The sequence below is a fragment of the Streptomyces diversicolor genome (assembly GCF_057537855.1).
Window position 1 is genome coordinate 58,470 of record NZ_BAAJXA010000017.1, and the last position, 25,290, is coordinate 83,759.

23 protein-coding genes are annotated in these 25,290 nt (G+C 70.4%); 19 read left to right on the forward strand and 4 right to left on the reverse strand.

Annotated elements, in window-relative coordinates; genetic code table 11:
* The first annotated feature begins 7 nt into the window (after window positions 1-7).
* On the forward strand, window positions 8-1,207 hold the full coding sequence (mqnC, locus tag AC27LF_RS21150) for a cyclic dehypoxanthinyl futalosine synthase (RefSeq protein WP_479659185.1): 1,200 nt from the start codon (window positions 8-10) through the stop codon (window positions 1,205-1,207).
* A 14-nt stretch (window positions 1,208-1,221) separates the two neighbouring features.
* Entirely contained in the window at window positions 1,222-1,668 is a 447-nt protein-coding gene (locus AC27LF_RS21155; protein WP_479659184.1) for an imidazolonepropionase-like domain-containing protein, read from the forward strand.
* Window positions 1,669-1,781: 113 nt separating this feature from the next.
* Here AC27LF_RS21155 and AC27LF_RS21160 read toward each other — a convergent pair whose 3' ends face one another.
* Window positions 1,782-2,843 (reverse strand): chitinase, encoded by a 1,062-nt coding sequence (locus tag AC27LF_RS21160; protein WP_479659183.1) that lies wholly within the window; start codon window positions 2,841-2,843, stop codon window positions 1,782-1,784.
* Window positions 2,844-3,172: 329 nt separating this feature from the next.
* Between AC27LF_RS21160 and AC27LF_RS21165 the strand changes: the two genes are divergently transcribed.
* From AC27LF_RS21165 to AC27LF_RS21180, 4 genes are read left to right on the forward strand one after another with little or no spacing between them, the layout of a single operon-like run.
* The gene (locus AC27LF_RS21165) at window positions 3,173-3,643 is read left to right on the forward strand and encodes a hypothetical protein (RefSeq protein ID WP_479659182.1); all 471 of its coding nucleotides are present in this window, start codon (window positions 3,173-3,175) and stop codon (window positions 3,641-3,643) included.
* An 18-nt stretch (window positions 3,644-3,661) separates the two neighbouring features.
* Window positions 3,662-6,061 (forward strand): bifunctional polysaccharide deacetylase/glycosyltransferase family 2 protein, encoded by a 2,400-nt coding sequence (locus tag AC27LF_RS21170; RefSeq protein ID WP_479659181.1) that lies wholly within the window; start codon window positions 3,662-3,664, stop codon window positions 6,059-6,061.
* Entirely contained in the window at window positions 6,062-7,261 is a 1,200-nt protein-coding gene (locus AC27LF_RS21175) for an acyltransferase family protein (protein WP_479659180.1), read from the forward strand. It begins immediately after the preceding gene.
* Window positions 7,262-7,314: 53 nt separating this feature from the next.
* A complete protein-coding gene (locus AC27LF_RS21180; protein WP_479659179.1) occupies window positions 7,315-8,010 on the forward strand; it encodes a demethylmenaquinone methyltransferase in 696 nt (231 codons plus the stop codon).
* A 14-nt stretch (window positions 8,011-8,024) separates the two neighbouring features.
* Here the strand turns inward: AC27LF_RS21180 and AC27LF_RS21185 are convergent, their stop codons facing one another.
* Window positions 8,025-8,333, reverse strand: coding sequence for a PASTA domain-containing protein (locus tag AC27LF_RS21185; protein ID WP_479659178.1), 309 nt, complete (start codon window positions 8,331-8,333; stop codon window positions 8,025-8,027).
* A 197-nt stretch (window positions 8,334-8,530) separates the two neighbouring features.
* Here AC27LF_RS21185 and AC27LF_RS21190 point away from each other — a divergent pair, with 197 nt between their 5' ends.
* Window positions 8,531-9,865 (forward strand): geranylgeranyl reductase family protein, encoded by a 1,335-nt coding sequence (locus AC27LF_RS21190; RefSeq protein WP_479659177.1) that lies wholly within the window; start codon window positions 8,531-8,533, stop codon window positions 9,863-9,865.
* 425 nt (window positions 9,866-10,290) lie between these two features.
* Here the strand turns inward: AC27LF_RS21190 and def are convergent, their stop codons facing one another.
* The gene (gene def / locus AC27LF_RS21195) at window positions 10,291-10,914 is read right to left on the reverse strand and encodes a peptide deformylase (protein WP_479659176.1); all 624 of its coding nucleotides are present in this window, start codon (window positions 10,912-10,914) and stop codon (window positions 10,291-10,293) included.
* A gap of 89 nt (window positions 10,915-11,003) precedes the next feature.
* On the opposite strand from def, the gene AC27LF_RS21200 reads away from it, so the two are divergent.
* Window positions 11,004-12,833, forward strand: coding sequence for a hydroxysqualene dehydroxylase (locus AC27LF_RS21200; protein ID WP_479659175.1), 1,830 nt, complete (start codon window positions 11,004-11,006; stop codon window positions 12,831-12,833).
* 54 nt (window positions 12,834-12,887) lie between these two features.
* Here the strand turns inward: AC27LF_RS21200 and AC27LF_RS21205 are convergent, their stop codons facing one another.
* The gene (locus AC27LF_RS21205) at window positions 12,888-13,727 is read right to left on the reverse strand and encodes a C40 family peptidase (protein ID WP_479659174.1); all 840 of its coding nucleotides are present in this window, start codon (window positions 13,725-13,727) and stop codon (window positions 12,888-12,890) included.
* A gap of 745 nt (window positions 13,728-14,472) precedes the next feature.
* Between AC27LF_RS21205 and AC27LF_RS21210 the strand changes: the two genes are divergently transcribed.
* From AC27LF_RS21210 to nuoK, 11 genes are read left to right on the forward strand one after another with little or no spacing between them, the layout of a single operon-like run.
* Window positions 14,473-14,832, forward strand: a complete 360-nt coding sequence (locus AC27LF_RS21210) for an NADH-quinone oxidoreductase subunit A (RefSeq protein ID WP_007383963.1) — start codon at window positions 14,473-14,475, stop codon at window positions 14,830-14,832.
* Between the two features lie 13 nt (window positions 14,833-14,845).
* On the forward strand, window positions 14,846-15,400 hold the full coding sequence (locus AC27LF_RS21215; RefSeq protein WP_404029414.1) for a NuoB/complex I 20 kDa subunit family protein: 555 nt from the start codon (window positions 14,846-14,848) through the stop codon (window positions 15,398-15,400).
* A complete protein-coding gene (locus tag AC27LF_RS21220) occupies window positions 15,397-16,149 on the forward strand; it encodes an NADH-quinone oxidoreductase subunit C (protein ID WP_479659173.1) in 753 nt (250 codons plus the stop codon). The genes AC27LF_RS21215 and AC27LF_RS21220 overlap by 4 nt, the downstream gene beginning before the upstream one ends.
* The gene (locus AC27LF_RS21225) at window positions 16,146-17,486 is read left to right on the forward strand and encodes an NADH-quinone oxidoreductase subunit D (RefSeq protein ID WP_479659172.1); all 1,341 of its coding nucleotides are present in this window, start codon (window positions 16,146-16,148) and stop codon (window positions 17,484-17,486) included. The genes AC27LF_RS21220 and AC27LF_RS21225 overlap by 4 nt, the downstream gene beginning before the upstream one ends.
* A complete protein-coding gene (nuoE, locus tag AC27LF_RS21230) occupies window positions 17,483-18,346 on the forward strand; it encodes an NADH-quinone oxidoreductase subunit NuoE (RefSeq protein WP_479659171.1) in 864 nt (287 codons plus the stop codon). Before AC27LF_RS21225 ends, nuoE begins: the two co-directional genes overlap by 4 nt.
* Window positions 18,343-19,692 carry an NADH-quinone oxidoreductase subunit NuoF gene (gene nuoF / locus AC27LF_RS21235; RefSeq protein ID WP_388716308.1) on the forward strand — a complete coding sequence of 450 codons (1,350 nt, stop codon included), beginning with the start codon at window positions 18,343-18,345 and terminating at the stop codon, window positions 19,690-19,692. The genes nuoE and nuoF overlap by 4 nt, the downstream gene beginning before the upstream one ends.
* Window positions 19,689-22,193: an NADH-quinone oxidoreductase subunit G gene (locus AC27LF_RS21240; protein WP_479659170.1), complete on the forward strand. Its 2,505-nt coding sequence runs from the start codon at window positions 19,689-19,691 to the stop codon at window positions 22,191-22,193. Before nuoF ends, AC27LF_RS21240 begins: the two co-directional genes overlap by 4 nt.
* Window positions 22,190-23,551 (forward strand): NADH-quinone oxidoreductase subunit NuoH, encoded by a 1,362-nt coding sequence (nuoH, locus tag AC27LF_RS21245; protein ID WP_479659169.1) that lies wholly within the window; start codon window positions 22,190-22,192, stop codon window positions 23,549-23,551. The genes AC27LF_RS21240 and nuoH overlap by 4 nt, the downstream gene beginning before the upstream one ends.
* The gene (gene nuoI, locus AC27LF_RS21250) at window positions 23,544-24,155 is read left to right on the forward strand and encodes an NADH-quinone oxidoreductase subunit NuoI (protein WP_479659168.1); all 612 of its coding nucleotides are present in this window, start codon (window positions 23,544-23,546) and stop codon (window positions 24,153-24,155) included. The genes nuoH and nuoI overlap by 8 nt, the downstream gene beginning before the upstream one ends.
* Window positions 24,152-24,994, forward strand: coding sequence for an NADH-quinone oxidoreductase subunit J (locus AC27LF_RS21255; protein WP_479659167.1), 843 nt, complete (start codon window positions 24,152-24,154; stop codon window positions 24,992-24,994). The genes nuoI and AC27LF_RS21255 overlap by 4 nt, the downstream gene beginning before the upstream one ends.
* Entirely contained in the window at window positions 24,991-25,290 is a 300-nt protein-coding gene (gene nuoK / locus AC27LF_RS21260; protein WP_351737198.1) for an NADH-quinone oxidoreductase subunit NuoK, read from the forward strand. Before AC27LF_RS21255 ends, nuoK begins: the two co-directional genes overlap by 4 nt.

Genomic DNA, 25,290 nt, shown 5'->3' on the forward strand with positions numbered 1-25,290 from the left:
CGCCCCGGTGACCGAGAAGGCCGACCTCCAGTCCGTCCTCGACCGTGCGGCCGCCGGGGGGCGGATCACCCCCGAGGAAGCGCTCGACCTCTACCGCGACGCCCCGCTGCACGCGCTGGGCGCCGCCGCGGACGCGGTACGCCGGCGCAAGTACGCGGGCATCGAGCACATCGCGACGTACATCATCGAGCGCAACATCAACTACACCAACGTCTGCGTGACCGCGTGCAAGTTCTGCGCCTTCTACGCCGCCCCCAAGGACACCGCGAAGGGCTGGACCCGCGACCTCGACGACATCCTGCGGCGCTGCGCCGAGACCGTCGAACTGGGCGGCACGCAGATCATGTTCCAGGGCGGGCACCACCCCGACTACGGCGTCGAGTACTACGAGAAGCACTTCCGGGCCATCAAGGAGGCGTTCCCCCAGCTGGTGATCCACTCGCTGGGCGCCTCGGAGGTCGAGCACATGGCCCGGATCTCCGGGGTGACGGTCGAGGAGGCCATCACCCGGATCCACGAGGCGGGCCTCGACTCCTTCGCGGGCGCGGGCGCCGAACTGCTGCCGGAACGCCCGCGCAAGGCCATCGCGCCGCTGAAGGAGAGCGGCGAGCGCTGGCTGGAGATCATGGAGACCGCGCACCGGCTGGGCGTGGAGTCCACGTCGACCATGCTGATGGGCACGGGCGAGACCAACGCCGAGCGGATCGAGCACCTGCGGATGATCCGCGACGTACAGGACCGCACGGGCGGCTTCCGGGCCTTCATCCCGTACACCTACCAGCCCGAGAACAACCATCTGAAGGGCCGCACCCAGGCCACGCTCTTCGAGTACCTGCGGATGATCGCGACCGCCCGGGTCTTCCTCGACAACGTCCAGCACATCCAGGGGTCCTGGCTGACCACGGGCAAGGAGGTCGGCCAGCTGTCCCTGCACTACGGCGCCGACGACCTCGGCTCGATCATGCTGGAGGAGAACGTGGTCTCCTCCGCGGGAGCCAAGCACCGCTCCAACCGGCTGGAGATCATCGACCTGATCCGCAAGGCGGGCCGGGTCCCGGCGCAGCGCGCGACGACGTACGAGCACCTTGTCGTGCACGACGACCCGGCGAACGACCCCGTCGACGAGCGGGTGATGTCGCACATCTCGTCCACGGCCATCGAGGGCGGCACGGCCCACCCCGAACTGAAGCTGCTCGCGTCCAACTGACGGGCGGGAGCGAGGTGGAGACCATCCACGCGGCCGACCGGCTGTATGTGACCTGGGAGTCGGCGCCGGTCGAGAACGGAGCCGTCGTGGTGGGGAACGACCGGATCGGCGCGGTGGGGACGTTCGAGGACCTGCGGGAGCGTTACCCGGGCGCGCGGGTGCGCAGATGGCCGGGCGCGCTGGGTCCTGCCCGCGTCCACGAAGGACCGCTCCCGGACGCCCCGAGCCCGCGCGAACGTGTCCACGCGGTGCTGAAGCTCGGCGCGGTGGCGGTCCTGGCGGAGCACGTCGACTCGCCCGAACTGCGGGCCGCCGCCGAGCGGAACGACGTGGTGGTGCTGCCGGCTCCCGGGCCGGCCGCGGTCCGTCCGGCGGGGCGCGCCGATCTCGCCGTGCTGGACGACTCCGGCGCCTGCATCGCGACGGTCTGCGCGGGCCGCCTCGTGCACCGCAGGCGCTGAGCGAGCGCCCGATGGTTCGCCGAGGCGCCGGGGCCGTCGGCTGCCCCAAGGCGCCGACTGCCTGCCGCATGCTGCCTGCCGCCGGCTGCCGGGAGGGTGGTCCGCGGCCGGGTTCAGCCCGCGAAGGCCGTCGCGAAGGCTCCCGTTCGCTGGGATACGCCGCTGCAGTTCGTCGCCGCCTCCTCCCGCACCGACGTCCCGCCCCCGCACGGCCGGTCGCGGAACGTCGCCCACATCGACACCCAGGCCATCTCCTTCTCCTTCGCGAACGTACGCACCTGGGCCGCGTCGGAGAGCGTGAAGGTCTCGCCGGAGACGTCGTTGACGCCGATCATCGACGTCACGGCCATGCCCCGCCAGGCACCCGCGTCGGTCAGGCCGAAGACCTTCTTCAGCTGAGTGTGCGCGGCCTTCGCGGAGGCGAGGGCGTAGCCGCCCATGTCGCCCGTGAACGACTCGCCGTAGTTCATGGTCATGATGTTGACGGTCGACACCTGGACGTCGTGCGTGTTCGCGGACTCCAGCAGGGCAAGTCCCTCGGCGTCGAGCCCAGACGGCATCACCGGCAGGGTGAAGGAGACCTTCAGGCCGGGGCGTTCCCGCTGCAACAGCGCGATCGCCGCCGAGCGCAGGGCGACCGAGGCGGAGTCGGCGAGCGTGTCGCCCTCGATGTCGAAGTCGGCCTGGTCGGCACCGGCCGCGTCCAGTGCCGCCCCGTAGGCCGCCGCCAGTTCGGACGCACTGCCGCAGGTCCGTGCGAGTTCCGTCCCGGACGCCCCACCGAAGGAGACACGGACCGTCGCGCCGTCCCGCTTCAGCCGGGAGATACGGGAGGTCACCGCGGAGTCGGTGACCGACCGGGTGCCGTTCCACTTCGGCGTGCAGCCGCTGCCGTCCGAGAGCACGAAGGCGAGGTTGTATGTCGTCGGAGAGCCCGTGGCGTCGTTGCCGGACGCTTCTGTGGCGCTGACGTAGGGGGCGTAGGCGACGCCGTGGGAAGCTTTCGAGCCGGTCGAGCCGGTCGAGCCGGTCGAGCCGGTCGAGCCGGTCGCCGCGGGTGCCGCGGGTGCCGCGGGTGCCGCGTCGGACGTGCCGCCGGAGCCCCCGGAGCATCCCGTGACGGCCAGTGCGATCACACCGGCGAATCCGGCCGCCGGCCTCAGGAATCTCCCCATCGCGCATGCTCCGCTCTCGTGATGTCGGTCTCATGATCCGTCTCGGGACGGTATCGGACCGCCTTTTCCGAGGGGAAATGTCTCACACTCGACCGGCCGCCCGCCGGGCTTGTGCGTCACAGACGACGCACAGTCAACTCACCGACACATAAGGGCAAGACGGGGAAATACGGTGTTCGATTCGGGTGATCGGCGCCAGTTCTCCGCGTGAGGTCCGGCTGGCCGTCCGGGGAATCTCTCAGGGAAGTGACAGGTTGGCCGTTCTCTCATGGGCGGTTCACAACAATTCCAGAGAACGGGACACATAAAGGCTCCCTAATATCCGGGGAATGCATTCCGAGACTGTCATCGAAAGCCGTGCCGCCGGGCGCGGTCGCCGCCGCAAACGCGGCAACGGCTCCGCCGGGGGACCCGTGTTCGTGGACGCCTCCGGACGCCGGTCGAAGGTGCTGCGCCGCCTCGGCGTCCTCCTCGGCGTCGTCTGTCTCGCGTACGCGGGCGTGCTCGGCGCCGCCTTCATGGGCTGGGGCACCTCGCTGAGCCCGTCCTCCCTGCTCCCCTTCGCGGGCGGCGGAAACGGGCGGGTTCCCGGCGGCGGGCAGGTCCCCGACGGCTTCGGGCCGCGCGACGGCACCGGCAGCCAGGCCCGTCCGACCGACGCCGAGCCGTCGGCCCCTCCCTCGGCCGCCGCCACCCCGTCGCCGGCCTCCTCCTCGTCACCCTCCCTGGCCCCGTCCCCTTCCCTGTCCGCCTCCCCGTCCTCCTCCCCGTCCTCGGCCGCGTCCGCGGTGACCGACTGACCGGAACACAGCCATCCGATGACCCCTCAGATGCCCTCCCGGGGCCGCCGCCGCGTCCCCACCCGCATGGAGCGCGCGGCCGGCCGCGCCGCGGCCCTGCACAAGCCGCGCGTCATCCTCGCCCTGCTGCTCCTGCTCGCGCTGACCTGCGTGCTGCTGCTCGACGGCTATCTGCGCGCCGAGGTCGGCGGCGACCAGCGGGTGCGCACCGGGGCCGACTCCAGCGACGTACCGGACACGGTGCTCGACGGCGGCCCCATCCTCACCTTCCGGGGCGGCCGGGCGACCGCCGTCTCCGTCCCGGCCAAGACCATCGCGCTCACCTTCGACGACGGCCCCGACCCGACCTGGACCCCCAAGGTCCTCAAGATCCTGAGCGAGTACGGAGTCCCCGGCACCTTCTTCCTCGTCGGCTCGATGGTGTCCCGCCACCCCGGCATCGTGCGGACCATGGTCGACCAGGGCAACGAGGTCGGCATCCACACGTTCACGCACGTCGACCTGTCCTACCAGAGCGATGCGCGCATCAAGCGCGAGATGGAGCAGACGCAACTCGCCCTCGCGGGCGCCGCGGGCATCACCACGACCCTCTTCCGCGCGCCGTACTCGTCGGAGACCGACGCCATCGACGACTACAGCTGGCCCGTCTACAAGAAGCTCGGCGCCGACGGCTACACCAGCGTCTTCGTCGACACCGACAGCGACGACTGGAAGCGGCCGGGCGTCTCGAAGATCGTCAAGTGGGCCACGCCGAAGGACGCAGAGGGCGCCGTGGTCCTCTTCCACGACGCGGGCGGCGAGCGCTCCCAGACCATCGCCGCGCTGCCGCGCTACATCGAGAAGATGCGCGCGAAGGGATACACCTTCACCACCATCAGCGGCGCCCTGCGGCAGCAGAACGCTACGGAGACCGGGGCGGCCGGTGCCGTGCGGGGCGCGGGCGGCGCCACCGCGGGCGGCGCCACTGCGGGCGGCGCCACTGCGGGCGGCGCCACTGCGGGCGGCGCCACTGCGGGCGGCGCCACTGCGGGCGGCGCCACTGCGGGCGGCGCCACTGCGGGCGGCGCCACTGCGGGCGGCGCCACTGCGGACGGCGCCGCCGGGCCCTCCGCCGGCTCCGGGTCGCAGGCCGCCCACCACATCGCCACCGGCACGACCCTCTACGAGGGCAGGGCCCTCATCGCGGCGGTGGCCGTCGCCGAGTGGACCGTGCCCGCGCTGTCCGCCGGGCTGATCGTCGTCGGCGTCGCCGTGCTGGGCCGCTTCGCGATGATGCTGCTCCTGGCCCGACGCCACCACAGACAGCGCAACAGGCGCCGGTTCGGCTGGGGTCCGCCGGTCACCCGCCCGGTGAGCGTGATCGTCCCTGCGTACAACGAGAAGGAGTGCATCGCCGCCACCCTCGGATCGCTGGCCAGGAGCACGCATCCCATCGAGATCATCGTGGTGGACGACGGCTCGACCGACGGAACCGCCGAGATCGCCGAGTCCCTCGGCCTGCCGAACCTCCGGGTCGTACGGCAGGAGAACGCGGGCAAACCGGCGGCCCTCAACAACGGCGTCCGGCACGCCCGTCACGACATCGTCGTGATGATGGACGGCGACACCGTCTTCGAGCCGGACACCGTACGGCAGCTCGTGCAGCCCTTCGCCGATCCGGAGGTCGGCGCGGTCGCCGGCAACGCCAAGGTCGGCAACCGCGACACGGTCATCGGGGCCTGGCAGCACATCGAGTACGTGATGGGCTTCAACCTGGACCGGCGCATGTACGACCTGCTGCGCTGCATGCCGACGATCCCCGGCGCGATCGGCGCCTTCCGCCGCGAGGCGGTGCTGGAGGCCGGCGGGATGAGCCACGACACGCTCGCCGAGGACACCGACATCACCATCGCCCTGCACCGCGCGGGACGGCGGGTCGTCTACCAGGAGCACGCCAGGGCCTGGACGGAGGCGCCCGGTTCGCTGGGGCAGCTGTGGTCGCAGCGCTACCGCTGGTCGTACGGCACCATGCAGGCCCTGTGGAAGCACCGCAAGTCCCTGACGGACCGGGGGCCTTCGGGGCGGTTCGGCCGGGTCGGCATGCCGCTGGTGGTGCTCTTCCAGATCGTCACGCCGCTCTTCGCCCCGCTCATCGACGTGTTCACCGTCTACTCGATGCTCTTCGTCGACTTCCGGGCCGCCCTGCTGGCCTGGCTCGCGGTCCTCGGCGTCCAACTGCTGTGCGCCGCCTACGCGTTCCGGCTGGACCGGGAGAAGTACCGCTACCTGCTGATGATGCCGCTCCAGCAACTGGCCTACCGGCAGCTGATGTACCTCGTCCTCATCCACTCCTGCGTCACCGCCCTCACCGGCGGCCGGCTGCGCTGGCAGAAGCTGAAGCGGACCGGCGAGGCCGGTACCGCGGCGGGGGTGGGCTGAGTGGGCGCGCACAGCAAGGGCGGAACCCGGTCGCCGGAGCCGGCCGCCGGGCCGGTCCCGGTGCCCGACGCCGGCCCGGAGCCCGGCGGGCCGCCGCGGGAGGTGCCCTCCCGGTCGCGGACGGGCCGGCGGGACCGGTACTTCGACACGCTGCGCGCGGTCGCCCTCGTCCGGGTCGTCACGTACCACACCTTCGGCTGGGCCTGGTGCGGCATGGTCTTCCCGTCGATGGGGATCATGTTCGCCCTGGCCGGCTCCCTGATGGCCAGGTCCCTGGAGCGGCCCGCGCGCACGGTGCTCCGCGGCCGGCTGCGCAGGCTCCTTGTGCCGTTCTGGTTCTGGGGCCTCTTCGTCGTCCTCGCGATGCTGGTGCACGGCTGGATGCCGGGCCGCCAGGTCGTCTACTGGATCGTGCCGCTCGGCGATCCCCCGGGCGACGCGTGGGCCGAGCAGGTCTGGGAAGTCCTCTGGTACCTGCGGACGTACCTCTGGTTCGTGCTGCTCTCCCCGGCCCTGCTGTGGCTGTTCCGCAGGGCCCCGGTCCCGGTCCTGCTGCTGTCCCTCGCGCCCGTCTCGGTGCTGGCCTTCCTCTGGTCGCCCCCGGACGGCCGGCTGGGCAGCGCCCTGTGGGACCTGTCGACGTACCTGTTCTGCTGGATCCTGGGCTTCGCCCAGCGCGAGGGGGTGCTCCGGCGGATCCAACCGGCCGCCGTCGTCACCTTCTCGCTCGCCGCGCTCGGCTACGGCGGCTGGTACGCCCTTGCGCACCGGGCCGGGTCCGGCACGTACGACCTGGACGAGATCCCGCTGGCGCAGGCGTACTGGTCGGCCGGTTTCGGCACGCTGCTGATGTGGGCGAAGGAGTACTTCCGGATCGACTTCGCGCAGCTCACCCGGCTGCGCCGGACCGACCGGCTGGTGACGGTCTTCAACGCCCGCGCGGTGACGATCTACCTGTGGCACGAGATCGCGCTCGTCCTCGCCGTGCCGCTGATCGACCGGCTCTGGGGCGTGCCCGCCTTCGAGAGGTATCTGCCGCTGGACAGCCAGTGGTTCATGTTCGGCGTCGGCTGGCTCCTGATCGCGGCCTTCGTCCTGCTGTGCGGCTGGGTGGAGGACGTGGCCGCGCGCAGGCGGCCGAGGCTGCTGCCCGTGCCGACGGAGCCGAGGGCCCGCCGCCCGGCCGGCCGCACGGCGTGACGACGCCGAGGGCGCCGCGCGGCCGGCCCACCCCCTGCTGCCACAATGGGCGGGTGACCCGCGCATCCCTGGACAAGCAGCCGCACGAAGTCGCCTCGATGTTCGACGTCGTGGCGGAACGGTACGACCTGACCAACGACGTCCTGTCGCTCGGCCAGGACCGGCGCTGGCGCAAGGAGGTCGCGAGCGCGGTCGACGCGCGCCCCGCGCAGAAGGTCCTGGACCTCGCGGCGGGCACGGCCACCTCGTCGCTGCCCTTCACCCGGACCGGCGCCTACGTCGTCCCCTGCGACTTCTCCCTCGGCATGCTCCAGGTCGGCAAGAAACGCCATGCCTGGCTGCCCTTCACCGCGGGCGACGCGACGCGGCTGCCGTTCAGGGACGACACCTTCGACGCCGTGACGATCTCCTTCGGACTGCGCAACGTGCAGGACACGGATGCCGCGCTGCGCGAGATGCACCGGGTGACCCGGCCCGGCGGGCGCGTCGTGATCTGTGAGTTCTCGCATCCCACATGGGCGCCCTTCCGCACCGTCTACACCGAGTACCTGATGCGTGCGCTGCCGCCGGTGGCGCGGGCGGTCTCCTCAAGCCCGGACGCCTACGTCTACCTCGCCGAGTCCATCCGTGCCTGGCCCGACCAGGCCGGACTGGCCGAGCGGCTGCGCGGTGCGGGCTGGTCGAAGGTGGCCTGGCGCAATCTCACCGGCGGCGTGGTGGCCCTGCACCGGGGCTTCAAGGAGTCCTGACCGGGCGCCGTCCGCTAGCGGTTGGTCATCTGGAAGGCGCCGCCCGGTTCGTCCAGTTCCCGTTGCAGCCCGCCCGCGGGCGGCCTCGGGACGCGTGGCTCGCGGACGCCTCCGCCGCCGTCGCCCTCGCCGAACTCGAACCACACGTACACCATCGACTCCCGCGGCACCTCGGCACCGGGCTGCGGGTACTGGCGCACGACGTAGTCGACGACCGTGCGGTGAAAATCCGGTCGGTCCGGCGCGTTGAGCAACAGGCCCTGTGCCCGGGCCCGCTCACGCGCGTCCACGGCCATCAGGCCGACGAGGCGCGGGACGCGCACGTCCGGTGTTTTGGGTGGTATGTGCACAGATGTCACCCCCAGCGGTACTGGAAGGGTAACGCCGGTGCGGGGCGGCCGGAAGCGACAGGTGGCTTTCTGTGACAGACGACTACCGAGCGTCACGGATCAAGGCGGAAGCGGACGGTTCACGGGGCAGCCCTTCAGCCGGGTGATCAGCGCCGCTGAATAGACTGCCCATGTCCAGTGCCGGTCGGCACGCACCTAACGAACCTTGGGGAGATCCCGCCGTGACCGAGCCCCTCTCCGACAACACCGCCGATGTGATCGTCGTCGGCGCGGGGCCAGCCGGCTCCACGACCGCGTACCACCTCGCCAGGGCCGGACTCGACGTACTCCTGCTGGAGAAGACCGAGTTCCCACGGGAGAAGGTCTGCGGCGACGGCCTCACCCCGCGCGCCGTCAAGCAACTCGTGTCGATGGGCATCGACATCTCCGAGGAGGCCGGCTGGCTGCGCAACAAGGGCCTGCGGATCATCGGCGGCGGGGTCCGCCTCCAACTGGACTGGCCGGACCTCGCCTCCTACCCGGACTACGGACTGGTCCGCAAACGCGACGACTTCGACGAGCAGTTGGCCCGCCAGGCGCAGAAGGCGGGCGCCCGGCTGTACGAGCGCTGCAACGTCTCCGGCCCGATCGTCGACGACCGCACCGGCCGCATCACCGGTGTGACGGCCAAGCTCGGCGAGGAGAAGCGGGAGGTCACCTTCCACGCGCCCCTGGTGGTCGCCGCCGACGGCAACTCCACCCGGCTGTCCCTCGCGATGGGACTGCACCGCCGCGAGGACCGCCCGATGGGCGTCGCGGTCCGAACGTACTTCACCTCCCCGCGTCACGACGACGACTACCTGGAGTCCTGGCTTGAGCTGTGGGACCGGCGCGGCCCCCAGGACCGGCTGCTGCCCGGCTACGGCTGGATCTTCGGCATGGGCGACGGCACCTCCAACGTCGGCCTGGGCGTGCTCAACACCTCCGCCTCCTTCAAGGACCTGGACTGGCGGGAGATCCTCAAGGCATGGTGCGCGTCCATGCCGGAGGACTGGGGCTACACCCCCGAGAACATGACCGGCCCGATCCGCGGCGCCGCGCTCCCCATGGCCTTCAACCGCCAGCCGCACTACACCAAGGGCCTGCTGCTGGTCGGCGACGCCGGCGGCCTGGTGAACCCGTTCAACGGCGAGGGCATCGCCTACGCCATGGAATCCGGCCAGATCGCCGCCGAGGTCATCGCCCAGGCGCACGCCCGGTCCACGCCGGGCCGGCGCGAACTGGCCCTCCAGCGCTACCCGCGCGTCCTCAAGGACACCTACGGCGGCTACTACACGCTGGGCCGCGCCTTCGTGAAGCTCATCGGCAACCCCAAGGTCATGCAGATCGCCACCCAGCGCGGCCTGACCCACCCGGTCCTGATGAGGTTCGCCCTGAAGCTCCTGGCCAACCTCACCGACCCGACGGGCGGCGACGCAATGGACCGAATCATCAACGGCCTCACAAAGGTGACCCCAAGGGCCTGACGGACCCACGGACGACTTACACGGGACCCGCCCGGCTCGCGCGGGCCCCCGTCGGCTTGTGCGGGCCCCAAGGGCTTGCCCTGGGGCGCCGCGCCACGCTTGGGCAGCGCCCCGAAGTCGAAGGGGCGCGGGGAACTGCGCGCCCAGCCACATCGGTGCCGCAGCCGCCGGACGGCGCTGCGTGGCTCTTCGGCGGGGCGCCGGCAGGCAACTGCGCCCGGCTGGTGCGGGCACCGAGGGCCTGCCCTGCGCCGTGGGGTGCAGCGCCCCGAAGGGGCGCGGGGAACTGCGCGCCCAGCCACATCGGTGCCGCAGCCGCCGGACGGCGCTGGGAGGCTTTCTGGTGGGCGTCGGCGGGGAACTGCGCGCCCAGCCACACCGGCGCCGTAGCTGACGGCCGCCGCACGGCCCCCCCCGCGGAGCGCTCACGTGAGCGCCGCCGTACGGGTGGCTCGTCGGGCGAACACCTCCGTCCGGCGGTCGGCCACCTGCCGCAGCGCCTCCTTGCGGTCCCGCTGGGAGAGCCGGTCCAGATACAGCAGCCCGTTCACATGGTCGGTCTCGTGGGCGAGGCAGCGCGCGAAGTACCCCGTGCCCTCGATGACGAGCGGCCGGCCCTCCAGGTCCAGACCGCGCACCACGGCCCGGTCCGGACGCGGCACCTCCATCACGGCGCCCGGCACGGACAGACAGCCCTCGTCCCCGTCGAGCAGCCGCCGACCGGCCGGGTCGATGCGGTCCAGCACGGGGTTGATGATGTGCCCGACATGCCGGACACCGTCGTCGTCGGGACAGTCGTAGACGAACAGCCTGAGGCCGACGCCGACTTGGTTCGCCGCGAGTCCGGCGCCCTCGGCGACGTACATCGTCAGGAACATGTCCGCGATGAGCGCGGCCAGGTCGGGCCCGAACTCGGTGACGTCCCGGCAGGGCTTGTGCAGGACCTCCTCGCCGACCTCGGTGATCCGCCGCACCGCACCCCGCCCGGCCTCGGGCGCGAGCCGCGGATACGAGTCGACGGGCCTGCCCTGGACGAAGACGCTGGGCATCTGCTGCCTCCCTGTGTTTGTGAGGATGCTGTGGGTGAGGGAACTTCGGGGTTCCGGCCTGCCGGGCCCCTGCCTACCCTCCGGTTCTCATGACAACAGAACACGCCCAGCACTCCCAGGGGCACGTCGGACACTCCCGCAGACGCTTCCTGGCCGCCGCGGGCGGGGTGGCGGCCGGGGGAGCGGCCGCAGCCCTGGGCACGGCGGGTCGCGCCGCCGCGGCCCCCGGCGCCGCAGGCAAGCGTGTTGCCGTCCTAGGCGGCGGCGTCTCGGGCCTCAGCGCCGCCCACGAACTGGCCGAACGCGGCTACGCCGTCACCGTCTACGAGTACTACGACGCCCTCGGCGGCAAGGCCCGCTCGATGGACGTCCCAGGCACGGGCACCGAAGACCGCAGACCGCTCCCCGGCGAGCACGGCTTCCGGTTCTTCCCCGGCTTCTACCGCAACCTGCCCGACACGATGCGCCGCATCCCCTTCCCCGGAAACCCGGGCGGAGTCCACGACAACCTCCGCAGCGGCACGGAGGCACTGTTCGCGCGCGGCACCGGCCGCCCCGATCTGCACTTCCCGCTGCGCCGGGCCACCACCCCGCTCGCGCCGGGCGACCTCACCCCCTCCTGGATCCGCGACCAGATCCTGTCCGTCCTCGACCTCGGCACCCGCCTGCCCGCCCACGAGGCCGCCTATTTCGCCGACCGCATCCTGGTCCACCTCACCAGTTGCGACGCCCGCCGCGAGGGCCAGTGGGAGAAGGTCGCGTGGTGGGACTTCATCCGGGCCGGCGAGATGAGCCGCGAATACCAGGTGCTCCTCGGCATCGGCCAGACCCGCAACCTGGTCGCCACCCGCGCCGAGATCGCCTCCACCCGCACGGTCGGCCGGGTCATCATCGAGGCCCTGCTGCTGTGGGGCCTGCTGGGCCGGGGCATGGACGGCGACGCCGACATCGACCGCGTCCTCAACGCCCCCACGAGCGAGGCGTGGCTCGATCCCTGGGAGAGGTATCTGCGCTCCCGGGGCGTCGAGTTCGTGCTCGGCACCGAGGTGCGCGAGGTGGTCCACGAAGCCGGCCGGGTGACCGGAGTGCGCCTGCGCGCGCGTGAGGGCGGCGCGGAGCGCACCGTCACCGCCGACCACTACGTCTCCGCGCTCCCGGTCGAACACGCCCGCGCGACCTGGGGGCGGTCCCTGCGCGCCGCCGACCCCCAGCTGGGCCGGTGCGACGCGCTGAAGACGGACTGGATGACCGGCGTCATGTTCTATCTGCGCACCCCGACGCCCGTCGTGCACGGGCACATCAACTGCATGGACTCGCCCTGGGCGGTGACCGCCATCGGGCAGGCGCAGTTCTGGGACGGGCGGGACTTCGCGCGTGACTACGGGGACGGGCAGGCCCACGACTGTCTGTCGGCCATCGTCTCGGAGTGGGACAAGCCCGGCATCCTGTACGGCAAGACGGCCCGTGAGTGCACCCGCGAGGAGATCGTCGCCGAGCTGTGGGCGCAGCTGAAGGACGGGCTGAACGACTCGGGCAAGACCACGCTCACGGACGGGGACCGGCTCGGCTGGTTCATGGACCCCGCGGTGACGGGTCTCGGCGGCCCCGACCCGCGAAACCGCGAGCAGCTGCTCATCCACCCCACGGGCACGCTCTACCACCGCCCGTCGGCGAAGACCGCCGTGCCGAACTTCTTCCTCGCGGGCGACTACGTCCGCACGGATGTGGACCTGGCGACGATGGAGGGCGCCAACGAGTCGGCGCGACGGGCCGTCAACGCGCTCCTGGATGCGGACAATTCGGACGCGGAACGCTGCCGGCTGTGGGAGCTGTTCCGTCCGCCGGAGCTGGAACCCCTCAAACGCCTCGACGAGGTGCGCTATCGGCTCGGCCTGCCCAACACCTTCGATCTGGGATGAGCCGTGAGGGCCGCAGTCCCCGAGCGGCTGCGGCCCTCACGGAAGCGGGTGTGCTCAGAGCACCCGTACCGCGCCCGACGGCGGGTCGTACGACAGCGGCCTCTCGACGACGCCCGTGGAGGGGTTCTGCGCGCCGACGAACATGCCGTCCCCGACGTACACCCCCACGTGGTACGCGCTGCCCGCGCCGCCCCAGTACAGGATGTCGCCCGGCTGGAGGTTGCTCAGCGAGACCTGGGTGCCCGCGGTCGACTGGTCCTGGGAGACGCGCGGCAGGCTGATGCCGACCTGCTTGAAGGCGGTCTGCACGAGCCCGGAGCAGTCGTAGGCGGACGGGCCGGTGGCGCCGGAGACATACGCCTTGCCGACCTGGGCCTTCACGAACGAGATGACGGCGGCGGCCGAACCGGTCGCCGTGGAGCTGCCGGTGGAGACGCTCGCGGAGGCGCCCGAACCGGATCCGGAGGCAGAGGTGGAAGCGGAAGCGGTCAGGGTGGCCCGCTCGGCGGTGCGTGAGGCGCGCTCGGCGGCGGCCTTGCGGGCGGCCTCCTCGGCCTTCTTCTTCGCCTCGGCCTTCTTCTTGGCGTCGGCAAGGTCCGCCTTGGCCTGCTTCGCGGCCTTTGCGGCGGCCGCGTCGCGCTCGGCCTGGAGCTGGTAGTTCGCGGCGGCCTGCTGTGTGACCTCCGCGGACTGGGCGACCTGGACGGACATGTCGGCCGTCAGGGTGGGCAGTTCGAGGGTCTGCGTCACGGGTTCGGCGGCGCTCGCCGAACCGGACGCACCGGCGACTGCCAGGCTGCCGAGGACGCCACCGGCAACTCCGGCCCGCATCGCCACTTTCGAGGCGCTGCGGCGGGGCTTCCGGTGGCTGCGTATGTGAGCGGTGTGGGACATGGGATTAAGCGGTACCAGGGGCTCCTTCATATCTTCAAGAAACGTGTGCTCTGCCACAGTTGCTCAATCGCGACGGCGAATCCCGGGCGTGTCACTCTTTATTGACGCCGTAACGGACATTGCGGACGCAGGTGATCAAGCCTGTGATCTTGGGCTTTCGCCAATACGCCCGAATTGCCCCGCACCTACCATCCGTTGAGGCCCAGGCCAAGCTCCTCTCTCGGCCGGCTCTCATCGGTGTGGCGGAGGTCACGGAACGATTACCGTCGCGGTCGCGTCCGGTGTCCGGTTTGCACCCTGCCGACTTCGTGAACGCGTGCACGCGTCCACATCCCGTCCCGCGCCTCCCTCTGATGTGTGAACGCGCTCCTCTATCAGCGCGTCCGGTCCAGCGCCAATTTGCATGCAAGGGAAGTCTCTTGATATTGAGACGCCCCCTCCCGCCTGGGATGACGAGCGAAAATGTCACCTCTGGTGATCACTCGAACGCTTCGCGTGCGAAGATCACCGCTCATCCGACTTCATGATCCTTCGTCAGGTGGTGGAGATCACAAAGCTCATGCAATACCCCGTGTCGCAGATCACAGAGTGGCGGGCATAAGATGCGAGGCAGTTGGGCTTGTGACCTGCTTCACATGTTCTCGATCTTCGCCCGGGACGAGCGGGGCTCGTGGGACCGGTGGGGCGGATGTGAGCCCGATGCCAACCGCCAGCAGTCAGTGCCGACTGAGAGGAGCGAGGAGCGGTGAACGCGTATGCGCCCATCCTCGTACTGGGAGCCCTCGGGGCAGGCTTTGCGATCTTCTCCGTGGTCATGGCCACGCTGATCGGGCCCAAGCGGTACAACCGCGCCAAGCTCGAAGCCTACGAGTGCGGCATCGAGCCGACCCCCACGCCGGCCGGCGGCGGGCGCTTCCCGATCAAGTACTACCTGACGGCGATGCTCTTCATCGTCTTCGACATCGAGATCGTCTTCCTCTACCCCTGGGCCGTCACCTTCGACGCCCTGGGTGTTTTCGGGCTCGTGGAGATGCTGCTCTTCGTGCTCACCGTCTTCGTCGCGTACGCGTACGTATGGCGGCGCGGCGGCCTGGAATGGGACTGAGGGGCCTTAGGACATGGGACTCGAAGAAAAGCTGCCGAGCGGATTCCTGCTGACCACCGTCGAGCAGGCCGCGGGCTGGGTGCGCAAGTCGTCCGTCTTCCCCGCGACGTTCGGCCTCGCCTGCTGCGCCATCGAGATGATGACGACCGGCGCCGGCCGCTACGACCTGGCGCGCTTCGGCATGGAGGTCTTCCGCGGCTCACCGCGCCAGGCCGACCTCATGATCGTCGCGGGCCGGGTCAGCCAGAAGATGGCGCCGGTGCTGCGCCAGGTCTACGACCAGATGCCCAACCCGAAGTGGGTGATCTCCATGGGCGTCTGCGCCTCCTCGGGCGGCATGTTCAACAACTACGCGATCGTCCAGGGCGTCGACCACATCGTCCCCGTCGACATCTATCTCCCCGGCTGCCCGCCCCGGCCCGAGATGCTGATGGACGCGATCCTCAAGCTCCACAAGAAGATCCAGTCCTCCAAGCTGGGCGTGAACGCGGAGGAAGCGGCCCGCGAGGCGGAGGAGGCGGCGCTCAAGGCCCTGCCCACGATCGAGATGAAGGGGCTGCTGCGATGAGCGACGCGAACGGCACCGGCGGCGCGAACGGCGTGAACCCCGAGAAGGACCTCGCCGCCTCCAACCTCCCCGGCCGGCGCGGCGAGGGCGGTGAGGAGATCCGCGTCCAGCGCGGCATGTTCGGCGCCAACAACGGCGGCGACACCTCCGGCTACGGCGGCCTGGTGCGCTCGGTCCGGCTCCCGGGACCGGCCACCCGCCCCTACGGAGGCTGGTTCGACGAGGTCGCCGACGAACTCGAAGGAGCCCTGGAGGAGCAGGGACTCGTCCCGGACAACGCCATCGAGAAGACGGTCGTCGACCGGGGCGAGCTGACCTTCCACATCGAGCGCGAGTACCTGGTCCGGGTCGCCCGCACCCTGCGCGACGACCCGGCCCTGCGCTTCGAGCTGTGCACCGGCGTCAGCGGCGTCCACTACCCGCACGACAAGGGCCGCGAGCTGCACGCCGTCTACCACCTGCGCTCGATCACCCACAACCGGCTGATCCGCCTCGAAGTCAGCGCCCCGGACAGCGAGCCGCACATCCCGTCGCTGGTCGCCGTCTATCCGACCAACGACTGGCACGAGCGCGAGACCTACGACTTCTTCGGCATCGTCTTCGACGGTCACCCGGCCCTGACCCGGATCATGATGCCGGACGACTGGCAGGGCCATCCGCAGCGCAAGGACTACCCCCTCGGCGGCATCCCCGTCGAGTACAAGGGCGCCCAGATCCCGGCTCCGGACCAGCGGAGGTCTTACTCGTGAGCACGCAGTCAGCATCCGCGGCGTCGGCGGCTTCGGCGCGCGAGACCACCGAGGGCACCGTATACACGGTCACCGGTGGCGACTGGGACGAGGTCGTCCAGACGGCGGCCCGCGCCGACGACGAACGCATCGTCGTCAACATGGGACCCCAGCACCCCTCCACCCACGGAGTGCTCCGGCTCATCCTGGAGATCGAGGGCGAGACGGTCACCGAGGCCCGCTGCGGCATCGGCTACCTGCACACCGGCATCGAGAAGAACCTCGAATACCGGACGTGGACCCAGGGCACCACGTTCGTGACGCGCATGGACTACCTGACGTCCTTCTTCAACGAGGCCGCCTACTGCCTCGCCGTGGAAAAGCTCCTCGGCATCGAGGACGACATCACCGAGCGGGCCAAGATCATCCGGGTGCTCCTGATGGAGCTGAACCGGTTGTCCTCCCACCTGGTGTGCATCGCCACCGGCGGCATGGAACTGGGCGCCACCACGATCATGATCTACGGCTTTCGTGACCGGGAAATGATCCTCGACATCTACGAGCTCATCACGGGCCTGAGGATGAACCACGCGTACATCCGGCCCGGCGGACTCGCCCAGGACCTGCCGCCCGGGGCGGTGGACCAGATCCGCGAGTTCGTGAAGAAGATGAAGAAGAACCTCCCGGAGTACGACAAGCTCGCCACCGGGAACCCCATCTTCAAGGGCCGCATGCAGGACATCGGCTACCTCGACCTGGCCGGCTGCATGGCCCTCGGCGCGACCGGCCCGATCCTGCGCTCCACCGGCCTGCCGCACGACCTGCGCAAGGCGCAGCCGTACTGCGGCTACGAGACGTACGACTTCGACGTGCCGACCGCCGACAGCTGCGACGCCTACGGGCGCTTCCTGGTCCGCCTGGAGGAGATGCGCCAGTCGCTCAGGATCGTGGAGCAGTGCCTGGACCGGCTCCAGCCGGGACCGGTCATGGTCACCGACAAGAAGATCGCCTGGCCCGCCCAGCTCGCCCTGGGACCGGACGGGCTCGGCAACTCCCTCGACCACATCAAGAAGATCATGGGCACCTCCATGGAGGCCCTGATCCACCACTTCAAGCTCGTCACGGAGGGCTTCCGCGTCCCGCCGGGACAGGCGTACGCGGCGGTCGAATCGCCCAAGGGCGAGCTCGGCGTGCACGCCGTCTCCGACGGCGGCACCCGCCCCTTCCGGGTCCACTTCCGGGACCCGTCCTTCACCAACCTGCAGGCCATGGCGGCGATGTGCGAGGGCGGCCAGGTCGCCGACGTGATCGTCGCCGTCGCGTCCATCGACCCCGTGATGGGAGGCGTCGACCGGTGACCACCTCTTCTTCGGAGCGGGGCGTCAGCCTGGGCATGCCCGAACTGCCCGCGCCCGCGTACCCGGACGACGTACGGGCCCGGCTGGAGGCCGACGCGCGCGAGGTCATCGCGCGCTACCCCGACTCCCGCTCGGCCCTGCTGCCGCTGCTGCACCTCGTGCAGTCGCAGGAGGGCCACGTCACGCGCACCGGGATGCAGTTCTGCGCGGACATGCTGGGGCTGACCACGGCCGAGGTCACCGCGGTCGCCACCTTCTACACCATGTACCGGCGCCGGCCGTCCGGCGACTACCAGGTGGGCGTGTGCACCAACACGCTGTGCGCGGTGATGGGCGGCGACGCGATCTTCGAAACGCTCCAGGAGCACCTGGGCCTCGGCAACGGCGAGACCACCGACGACGGCAAGGTCACCCTGGAACACATCGAGTGCAACGCGGCCTGCGACTTCGCGCCGGTCGTGATGGTCAACTGGGAGTTCTTCGACAACCAGACCCCGGCGAGCGCCAAGCGCCTGGTCGACGACCTGCGCGCGGACCGGCCCGTGCAGCCCACGCGCGGGGCCCGGCTGTGCACCTTCAAGGAGACCGCGCGGATTCTGGCCGGCTTCCCCGACGAGCGGCCCGGGGCCGTCGAGGAGGGCGGCAGTGCGGGACCCGCGTCGCTGGTGGGCCTTCGCCTGGCAAGGGGAGAGGCCGCACCCGCGCGCGTGGTCCATCCGCGCGGCGGTCCGGAGGCGCCGCAGGACACGGTGCACGAGCCGTCGCCGGCCGAACACCTCAGTTCCCATGACGCGCCGCAGGAGACATCGGCATCCGACCCGGCCCACCCGGCAGGGCCTACCGCCGAGGAGGGGGAGTGATGACCGTGGCAGCCGAACTCAAGGACCACAGCCCCGAGAAGCTGCTCGCACCCGTGCTGTCGGCCTTCTGGGACGAGGACAGGTCCTGGACGCTGGACGTGTACCGAAGGCACGAGGGATACGAGGGACTGCGCACGGCGCTCGCCATGTCGCCGGACGACCTGATCGCGTACGTCAAGGACTCCGGTCTGCGCGGGCGCGGCGGCGCGGGGTTCCCGACGGGAATGAAATGGCAGTTCATTCCCCAGGGTGATGGAAAACCACACTATCTAGTTGTCAACGCCGACGAGTCGGAGCCCGGGACGTGCAAGGACATCCCGCTCCTCTTCGCGAACCCGCATAGCCTCATCGAGGGCATTGTCATCGCGTGTTATGCCATCAGGTCGTCGCATGCCTTCATCTATCTGCGTGGTGAAGTCGTCCCCGTTCTGCGGCGGTTGCACGAGGCCGTGCGCGAGGCCTACGCAGCCGGTTACCTCGGCGAGAACATCCTGGGCAGCGGGCTCGACCTCGAACTCACCGTGCACGCCGGCGCCGGCGCGTACATCTGCGGTGAGGAGACCGCGCTGCTCGACTCGCTCGAAGGCCGCCGCGGCCAACCGCGGCTGCGTCCCCCTTTCCCTGCTGTCGAAGGGCTCTATGCCTGCCCGACTGTGGTGAATAACGTCGAATCCATCGCGTCGGTTCCCGCCATCCTGAAAAACGGCAAGGAATGGTTCAGGTCGATGGGCAGCGAGAAGTCCCCCGGCTTCACGCTCTACTCGCTCAGCGGCCACGTCGCGAGCCCCGGCCAGTACGAGGCGCCGCTCGGCATCACCCTGCGCCAGCTCCTGGAAATGAGCGGCGGGATGCGCCCCGGCCACCGCCTCAAGTTCTGGACGCCCGGCGGCTCCTCGACGCCGATGTTCACCGACGAGCACCTCGACGTCCCCCTTGATTACGAAGGAGTGGGCGCCGCGGGTTCCATGCTCGGCACCAAGGCCCTGCAGTGCTTCGACGAGACGACCTGCGTCGTGCGCGCGGTGACCCGCTGGACCGAGTTCTACGCCCACGAGTCCTGCGGCAAGTGCACCCCCTGCCGCGAAGGAACGTACTGGCTCGTGCAGTTGCTGCGGGACATCGAGGCCGGCAAGGGTGCCATGACCGACCTCGACAAGCTCGCCGACATCGCCGACAACATCAACGGCAAGTCCTTCTGCGCCCTCGGCGACGGCGCCGCCTCGCCGATCTTCTCCTCGCTCAAGTACTTCCGCGAGGAGTACGAGCAGCACATCACGGGCCGGGGCTGCCCCTTCGACCCGGCCAAGTCGACGGCCTGGGCCGACCGCCCGGAGGTGAACGCATGACCGTGACCACCAGCGCTCCCTCAGGCGGGGGAGAAGCGGCGGTCCCGCCGGAGGACCTCGTCACGCTGACGATCGACGGCGTCGAGATCAGTGTGCCCAAGGGCACCCTGGTCATCCGGGCCGCCGAGCAGTTGGGCATCGAGATCCCCCGCTTCTGCGACCATCCGCTGCTCGACCCGGCTGGCGCCTGCCGGCAGTGCATCGTGGAGGTCGAGGGCCAGCGCAAGCCCATGGCGTCCTGCACGATCACCTGCACCGACGGGATGGTGGTGAAGACCCACCTCACCTCGCCGGTCGCCGAGAAGGCCCAGCACGGCGTGATGGAGCTGCTGCTCATCAACCACCCGCTGGACTGCCCGGTCTGCGACAAGGGCGGCGAGTGCCCGCTGCAGAACCAGGCGATGTCGCACGGCAACGCCGAGTCCCGCTTCGAGGGGCGCAAGCGGACCTACGAGAAGCCCGTCCCCATCTCCACGCAGGTGCTGCTCGACCGCGAACGGTGCGTGCTGTGCGCACGCTGCACCCGGTTCTCCAACCAGATCGCGGGCGACCCGATGATCGAGCTGGTCGAGCGGGGCGCGCTCCAGCAGGTCGGCACCGGCGAGGGCGACCCCTTCGAGTCGTACTTCTCCGGGAACACCATCCAGATCTGCCCGGTCGGCGCGCTCACGTCGGCGGCCTACCGGTTCCGCTCCCGCCCGTTCGACCTGGTGTCCTCGCCGTCCGTGTGCGAGCACTGCTCCGGCGGCTGCGCGACGCGCACGGACCACCGGCGCGGCAAGGTCATGCGGCGGCTCGCCGCACTCGACCCCGAGGTCAACGAGGAGTGGATCTGCGACAAGGGGCGGTTCGCCTTCCGCTACGCCCAGCTGAAGGACCGGCTCGACACCCCGTTGGTGCGCAACGCGGAGGGCGAGCTGGAGCCGGCGTCCTGGCCGGACGCCCTGCAGATCGCCGCCCAGGGGCTGCTGGCGTCGCGCGGCAGGACCGGCGTCCTCACCGGCGGCCGGCTGACCGTCGAGGACGCGTACGCCTACAGCAAGTTCGCGCGCGTGGCGCTCGACACCAACGACATCGACTTCCGCGCGCGCGTGCACAGCAGCGAGGAGGCCGACTTCCTGGCCTCCCGGGTCGCCGGCCGCGGCCGTGACCTGGACGGCACGGGCGTCACGTACACCTCTTTGGAGAAGGCGCCCGCCGTCCTGCTGGTCGGGTTCGAGTCGGAGGAGGAGGCGCCCGGCGTCTTCCTGCGGCTGCGCAAGGCGTGGCGCAAGCACAAGCAGCAGGTGTTCTCGCTGGCCACACATGCCACCCGGGGCCTGGAGAAGGCCGGCGGCACGCTGCTGGCCGCGGCTCCGGGCACCGAGACCGAATGGCTGGACGCGCTGGCCAGCGGCTTCGGCCTGGAAGGGGCCGGGACCAGTGCGGCCGAGGCGCTGCGCACCGAAGGCGCAGTGATCGTCGTCGGAGAGCGGCTTGCCGCGGTGGCCGGCGGCCTCACCGCCGCCGTGCGGGCCGCGTCCGCGACCGGCGCCCGGCTGGTGTGGATTCCGCGCCGGGCCGGGGAACGCGGGGCGATCGAGGCGGGCGCGCTGCCCTCGCTGCTGCCCGGCGGCCGTCCGGCGACCGACCCGCGCGCGCGTGAGGAGGTCGCGGCCGTCTGGGGCCTGTCCGAACTCCCGCACCGCTACGGCCGCGACACCGGCGAGATCGTGGCCGCCGCCGCGAACGGCGAACTGCAGGCGCTGCTCGTCGCGGGCGTGGAGATCGCCGACCTGCCCGATCCGGCACGCGCGCGTGCGGCGCTGTCCGAGGCCGGCTTCGTGGTGTCGCTGGAGCTGCGGCCCAGCGAGGTCAGCGAGCACGCCGACGTCGTGCTCCCGGTCGCCGCGGTCGCCGAGAAGGCGGGCACCTTCCTCAACTGGGAGGGCCGGGTCCGCTTCTTCGAGGCGGCGCTCAAGCCCGACCAGATGACCCGGCGGCTGCCGCCGACCGACGCGCGCGTCCTGCAGATGCTGGCCGACGCCATGGACGTCCACCTGGGCCTGCCGGACCTGCGCACCACGCGCGCGGAACTGGACCGGCTCGGCGGCTGGGACGGACCGCGGGCCTCCGAGCCGCTGGAGACGGCCTTCGCGCCGCCGCGTCCGGCCGCGGGCGAGGCGCTGCTCGCCGGGCACCGGCTGCTGCTCGACCAGGGTGTCCTGCAACAGGGAGACGAGGCGCTGGCCGGAACCCTGCACGCGGCACACGCGCGCGTGTCGGCCGCCACGGCCGCCGAGGTCGGCGCCGCGGACGGCGACGTCCTCACCGTGACCGGCCCCGCCGGGTCGGTCGAACTCCCCCTGAAGGTCACCGAGATGCCCGACCGGGTGGTGTGGCTCCCGCTGAACTCCGTGGGCGGCGGCGTCGCCTCCGACACCGGGTCCCGGCCCGGCTCCCTCGTCCGCATCGGCCCGGCGACACCCGCCGACCAGGCCCCCAAGGAGGTGGAGGCATGAGCCCGTACGTCGCCGCTGAAGACCTCTCGATGTTCGGCACCGACCCGTGGTGGCTGGTCGTCGTCAAGGCGGTGTTCTGCTTCGCCTTCCTGATGGTGACCGTGCTGTTCTCCATCGTGTGGGAACGCAAGGTCGTCGCCTGGATGCAGCTGCGCATCGGCCCCAACCGGCACGGCCCCTGGGGCATGCTCCAGTCGCTCGCCGACGGCATCAAGCTGATGCTCAAGGAGGACGTCGTCGTCAGACGCGCGGACAAGGTGGTCTACGTCCTCGCGCCGATCGTCGCCGCCATCCCGGCGTTCATGGCGATCGCGGTGATCCCGTTCGGCCCGGCGGGCAACGAGGTCTCGATCTTCGGCCACCGCACCACGATGCAGCTCACCGACCTGCCGATCGCGATGCTGTACATCCTCGCGGTCGCCTCGGTCGGCATCTACGGCATCGTCCTCGCCGGCTGGAGCTCAGGATCGACCTACCCGCTCCTCGGCGGCCTGCGCTCCTGCGCGCAGATGATCTCCTACGAGATCGCCATGGGCGCCGCGTTCGCCTCGGTGTTCCTCTTCTCGGGGTCGATGTCGACGTCGTCGATCGTCGAACGGCAGCACGACCAGTGGTACATCCTGCTGCTGCCGGTCTCCTTCATCCTCTACATCGTCACGATGGTCGGCGAGACCAACCGTGCCCCGTTCGACATGCCGGAGTCCGAGGGCGACCTGGTGGGCGGCTTCAACACCGAGTACTCGTCGATCAAGTTCGCGATGTTCATGCTCGCCGAGTACGTGAACATGGTGACGGTCTCGGCCGTGGCGACCACGCTGTTCCTCGGCGGCTGGCGGGCTCCATGGCCGATCAGCACGTTCTGGGAGGGCGCGAACCACGGCTGGTGGCCGATGCTCTGGTTCGTCGTCAAGGTCCAGCTGCTGCTGTTCTTCTTCATCTGGCTGCGCGGCACGCTCCCGCGCGTCCGCTACGACCAGCTGATGAAGCTCGGCTGGAAGGTCCTCATCCCCGTCTCCGTGGTGTGGCTGATGCTCGTCGCCTCCGTGCGGGCCCTGCGGAACGAGAACTACGACTTCAGCGACATCGTGCTCTACGTGGGCGGTGGCGTCCTCGCCCTGCTGCTTCTGTCCTTCGTCGTCGACATGTTCATGGAGAAGGCGAAGGCGGCCGAGCGGCCGGCCGGGGAAGCGGGATTCGACCCGATGGCGGGCGGATTCCCGGTGCCGCCGCTGCCCGGACAGGACCTGCCGCCGGTGCCGCGACGCCGCCCGCGCCGCGACCGGGAGCTGATTGTCAGTGGTGGGTCGGACACTGTCAGTGACGGATCTTCGGATGGAAAGGAGGCGTCCGATGGCTGAGGAGCCCAAGGAGGCCGGGCACACGTCGCCTGGTTTCCAGAACCCCGTGGCCGGCTTCGGCGTGACCTTCAAGGCCATGTTCAAGAAGCGGCTGACCGAGCAGTACCCGGAACAGAAGAAGACCACGGCCCCGCGGTTCCACGGACGGCACCAGCTCAACCGCCATCCGGACGGCCTGGAGAAGTGCGTCGGCTGCGAGCTGTGCGCCTGGGCCTGCCCCGCCGACGCCATCTATGTGGAGGGCGCCGACAACACCGACGAGGAACGCTACTCGCCGGGCGAGCGGTACGGCCGCGTCTACCAGATCAACTACGCCCGCTGCATCCTGTGCGGCCTGTGCATCGAGGCGTGCCCCACGCGCGCGCTCACGATGACCAACGAGTTCGAACTGGCAGACTCCAGCCGGGCCAACCTCATCTACACCAAGGAGCAACTGCTCGCCGGTCTCGAAGAGGGCATGGTGGACACCCCGCACGCGATCTTCCCGGGCATGGACGAGCAGGACTACTACCGCGGGCTCGTCACCGAGGCGGCGCCGGGCACCGTACGCCAGGTCGCCGTCTCCAAGGGTGAGAAGCCCGACGAGGAGGGGGTGGAGGCATGACCGCGCCACTCGCCGCATACACCACCTCCACCGGGGAGGCATTCCAGTTCTGGGTGCTCGGCACCATCGCCGTGCTCGGCGCCCTGGGCACCGTCTTCATGAAGAAGGCCGTGCACAGCGCGCTCTGTCTCGCCGGAACCATGATCGTCCTGGCGGTGTTCTACCTCGCCAACGGCGCCTACTTCCTGGGCATCGTGCAGATCGTCGTCTACACCGGCGCGATCATGATGCTGTTCCTGTTCGTGGTGATGCTCGTCGGCGTGACCGCGGCGGACTCCCTGAAGGAGACCATCAAGGGGCAGCGCTGGCTGGCCCTGCTGTGCGGGCTCGGCTTCGGCGTCCTGTTGTTCGCGGGCATCGCGAACGCCTCCCTGAAGGAGTTCAACGGCACCGGCCGGGCGAACGCGAACGGCAATGTGGAGGGCCTTGCCTCCCTCATCTTCACCAAGTACGTCTTCGCCTTCGAGATCACCGGCGCCCTGCTCATCACGGCCGCCGTCGGCGCCATGGTGCTCACCCACCGGGAGCGCACCGAGCGGGCCAAGACCCAGCGGGAGCTGGCCGAGCAGCGGGTGCGCGAGGGAGCGCACCTGCCGCCGCTGCCGGCCCCCGGCGTGTACGCCCGGCACAACGCCGTGGACATCGCGGGTCTGCTGCCCGACGGCACCCCGTCCGAGCTGACGGTCAACAAGACGCTCCGCGAGCGCGGCCAGATCCGTGACGTGTCGGCGGAGGCGCTGAACGACCTGCGCGCCCTCGAACAGCGCGCGGAGGAGCGGCTGGAGCGCACCGGGATCGAGCCGTCGATCGCCAAGCGGTCCGAGGAGGCGTCGAAGTGAATCCCGTCAACTACCTCTACCTCGCCGCCCTGTTGTTCACGATCGGCGCCACGGGCGTGCTCATCAGACGCAACGCGATCGTCGTGTTCATGTGCATCGAGCTGATGCTCAACGCGTGCAACCTGACGCTGGTCACCTTCTCCCGGATGCACGGCAATCTCGACGGCCAGATCATCGCCTTCTTCACGATGGTCGTCGCCGCCGCGGAGGTCGTGGTCGGGCTCGCGATCATCGTGTCGCTGTTCCGTACCCGCCATTCGGCCTCGGTCGACGACGCCAGCCTGATGAAGCTGTAA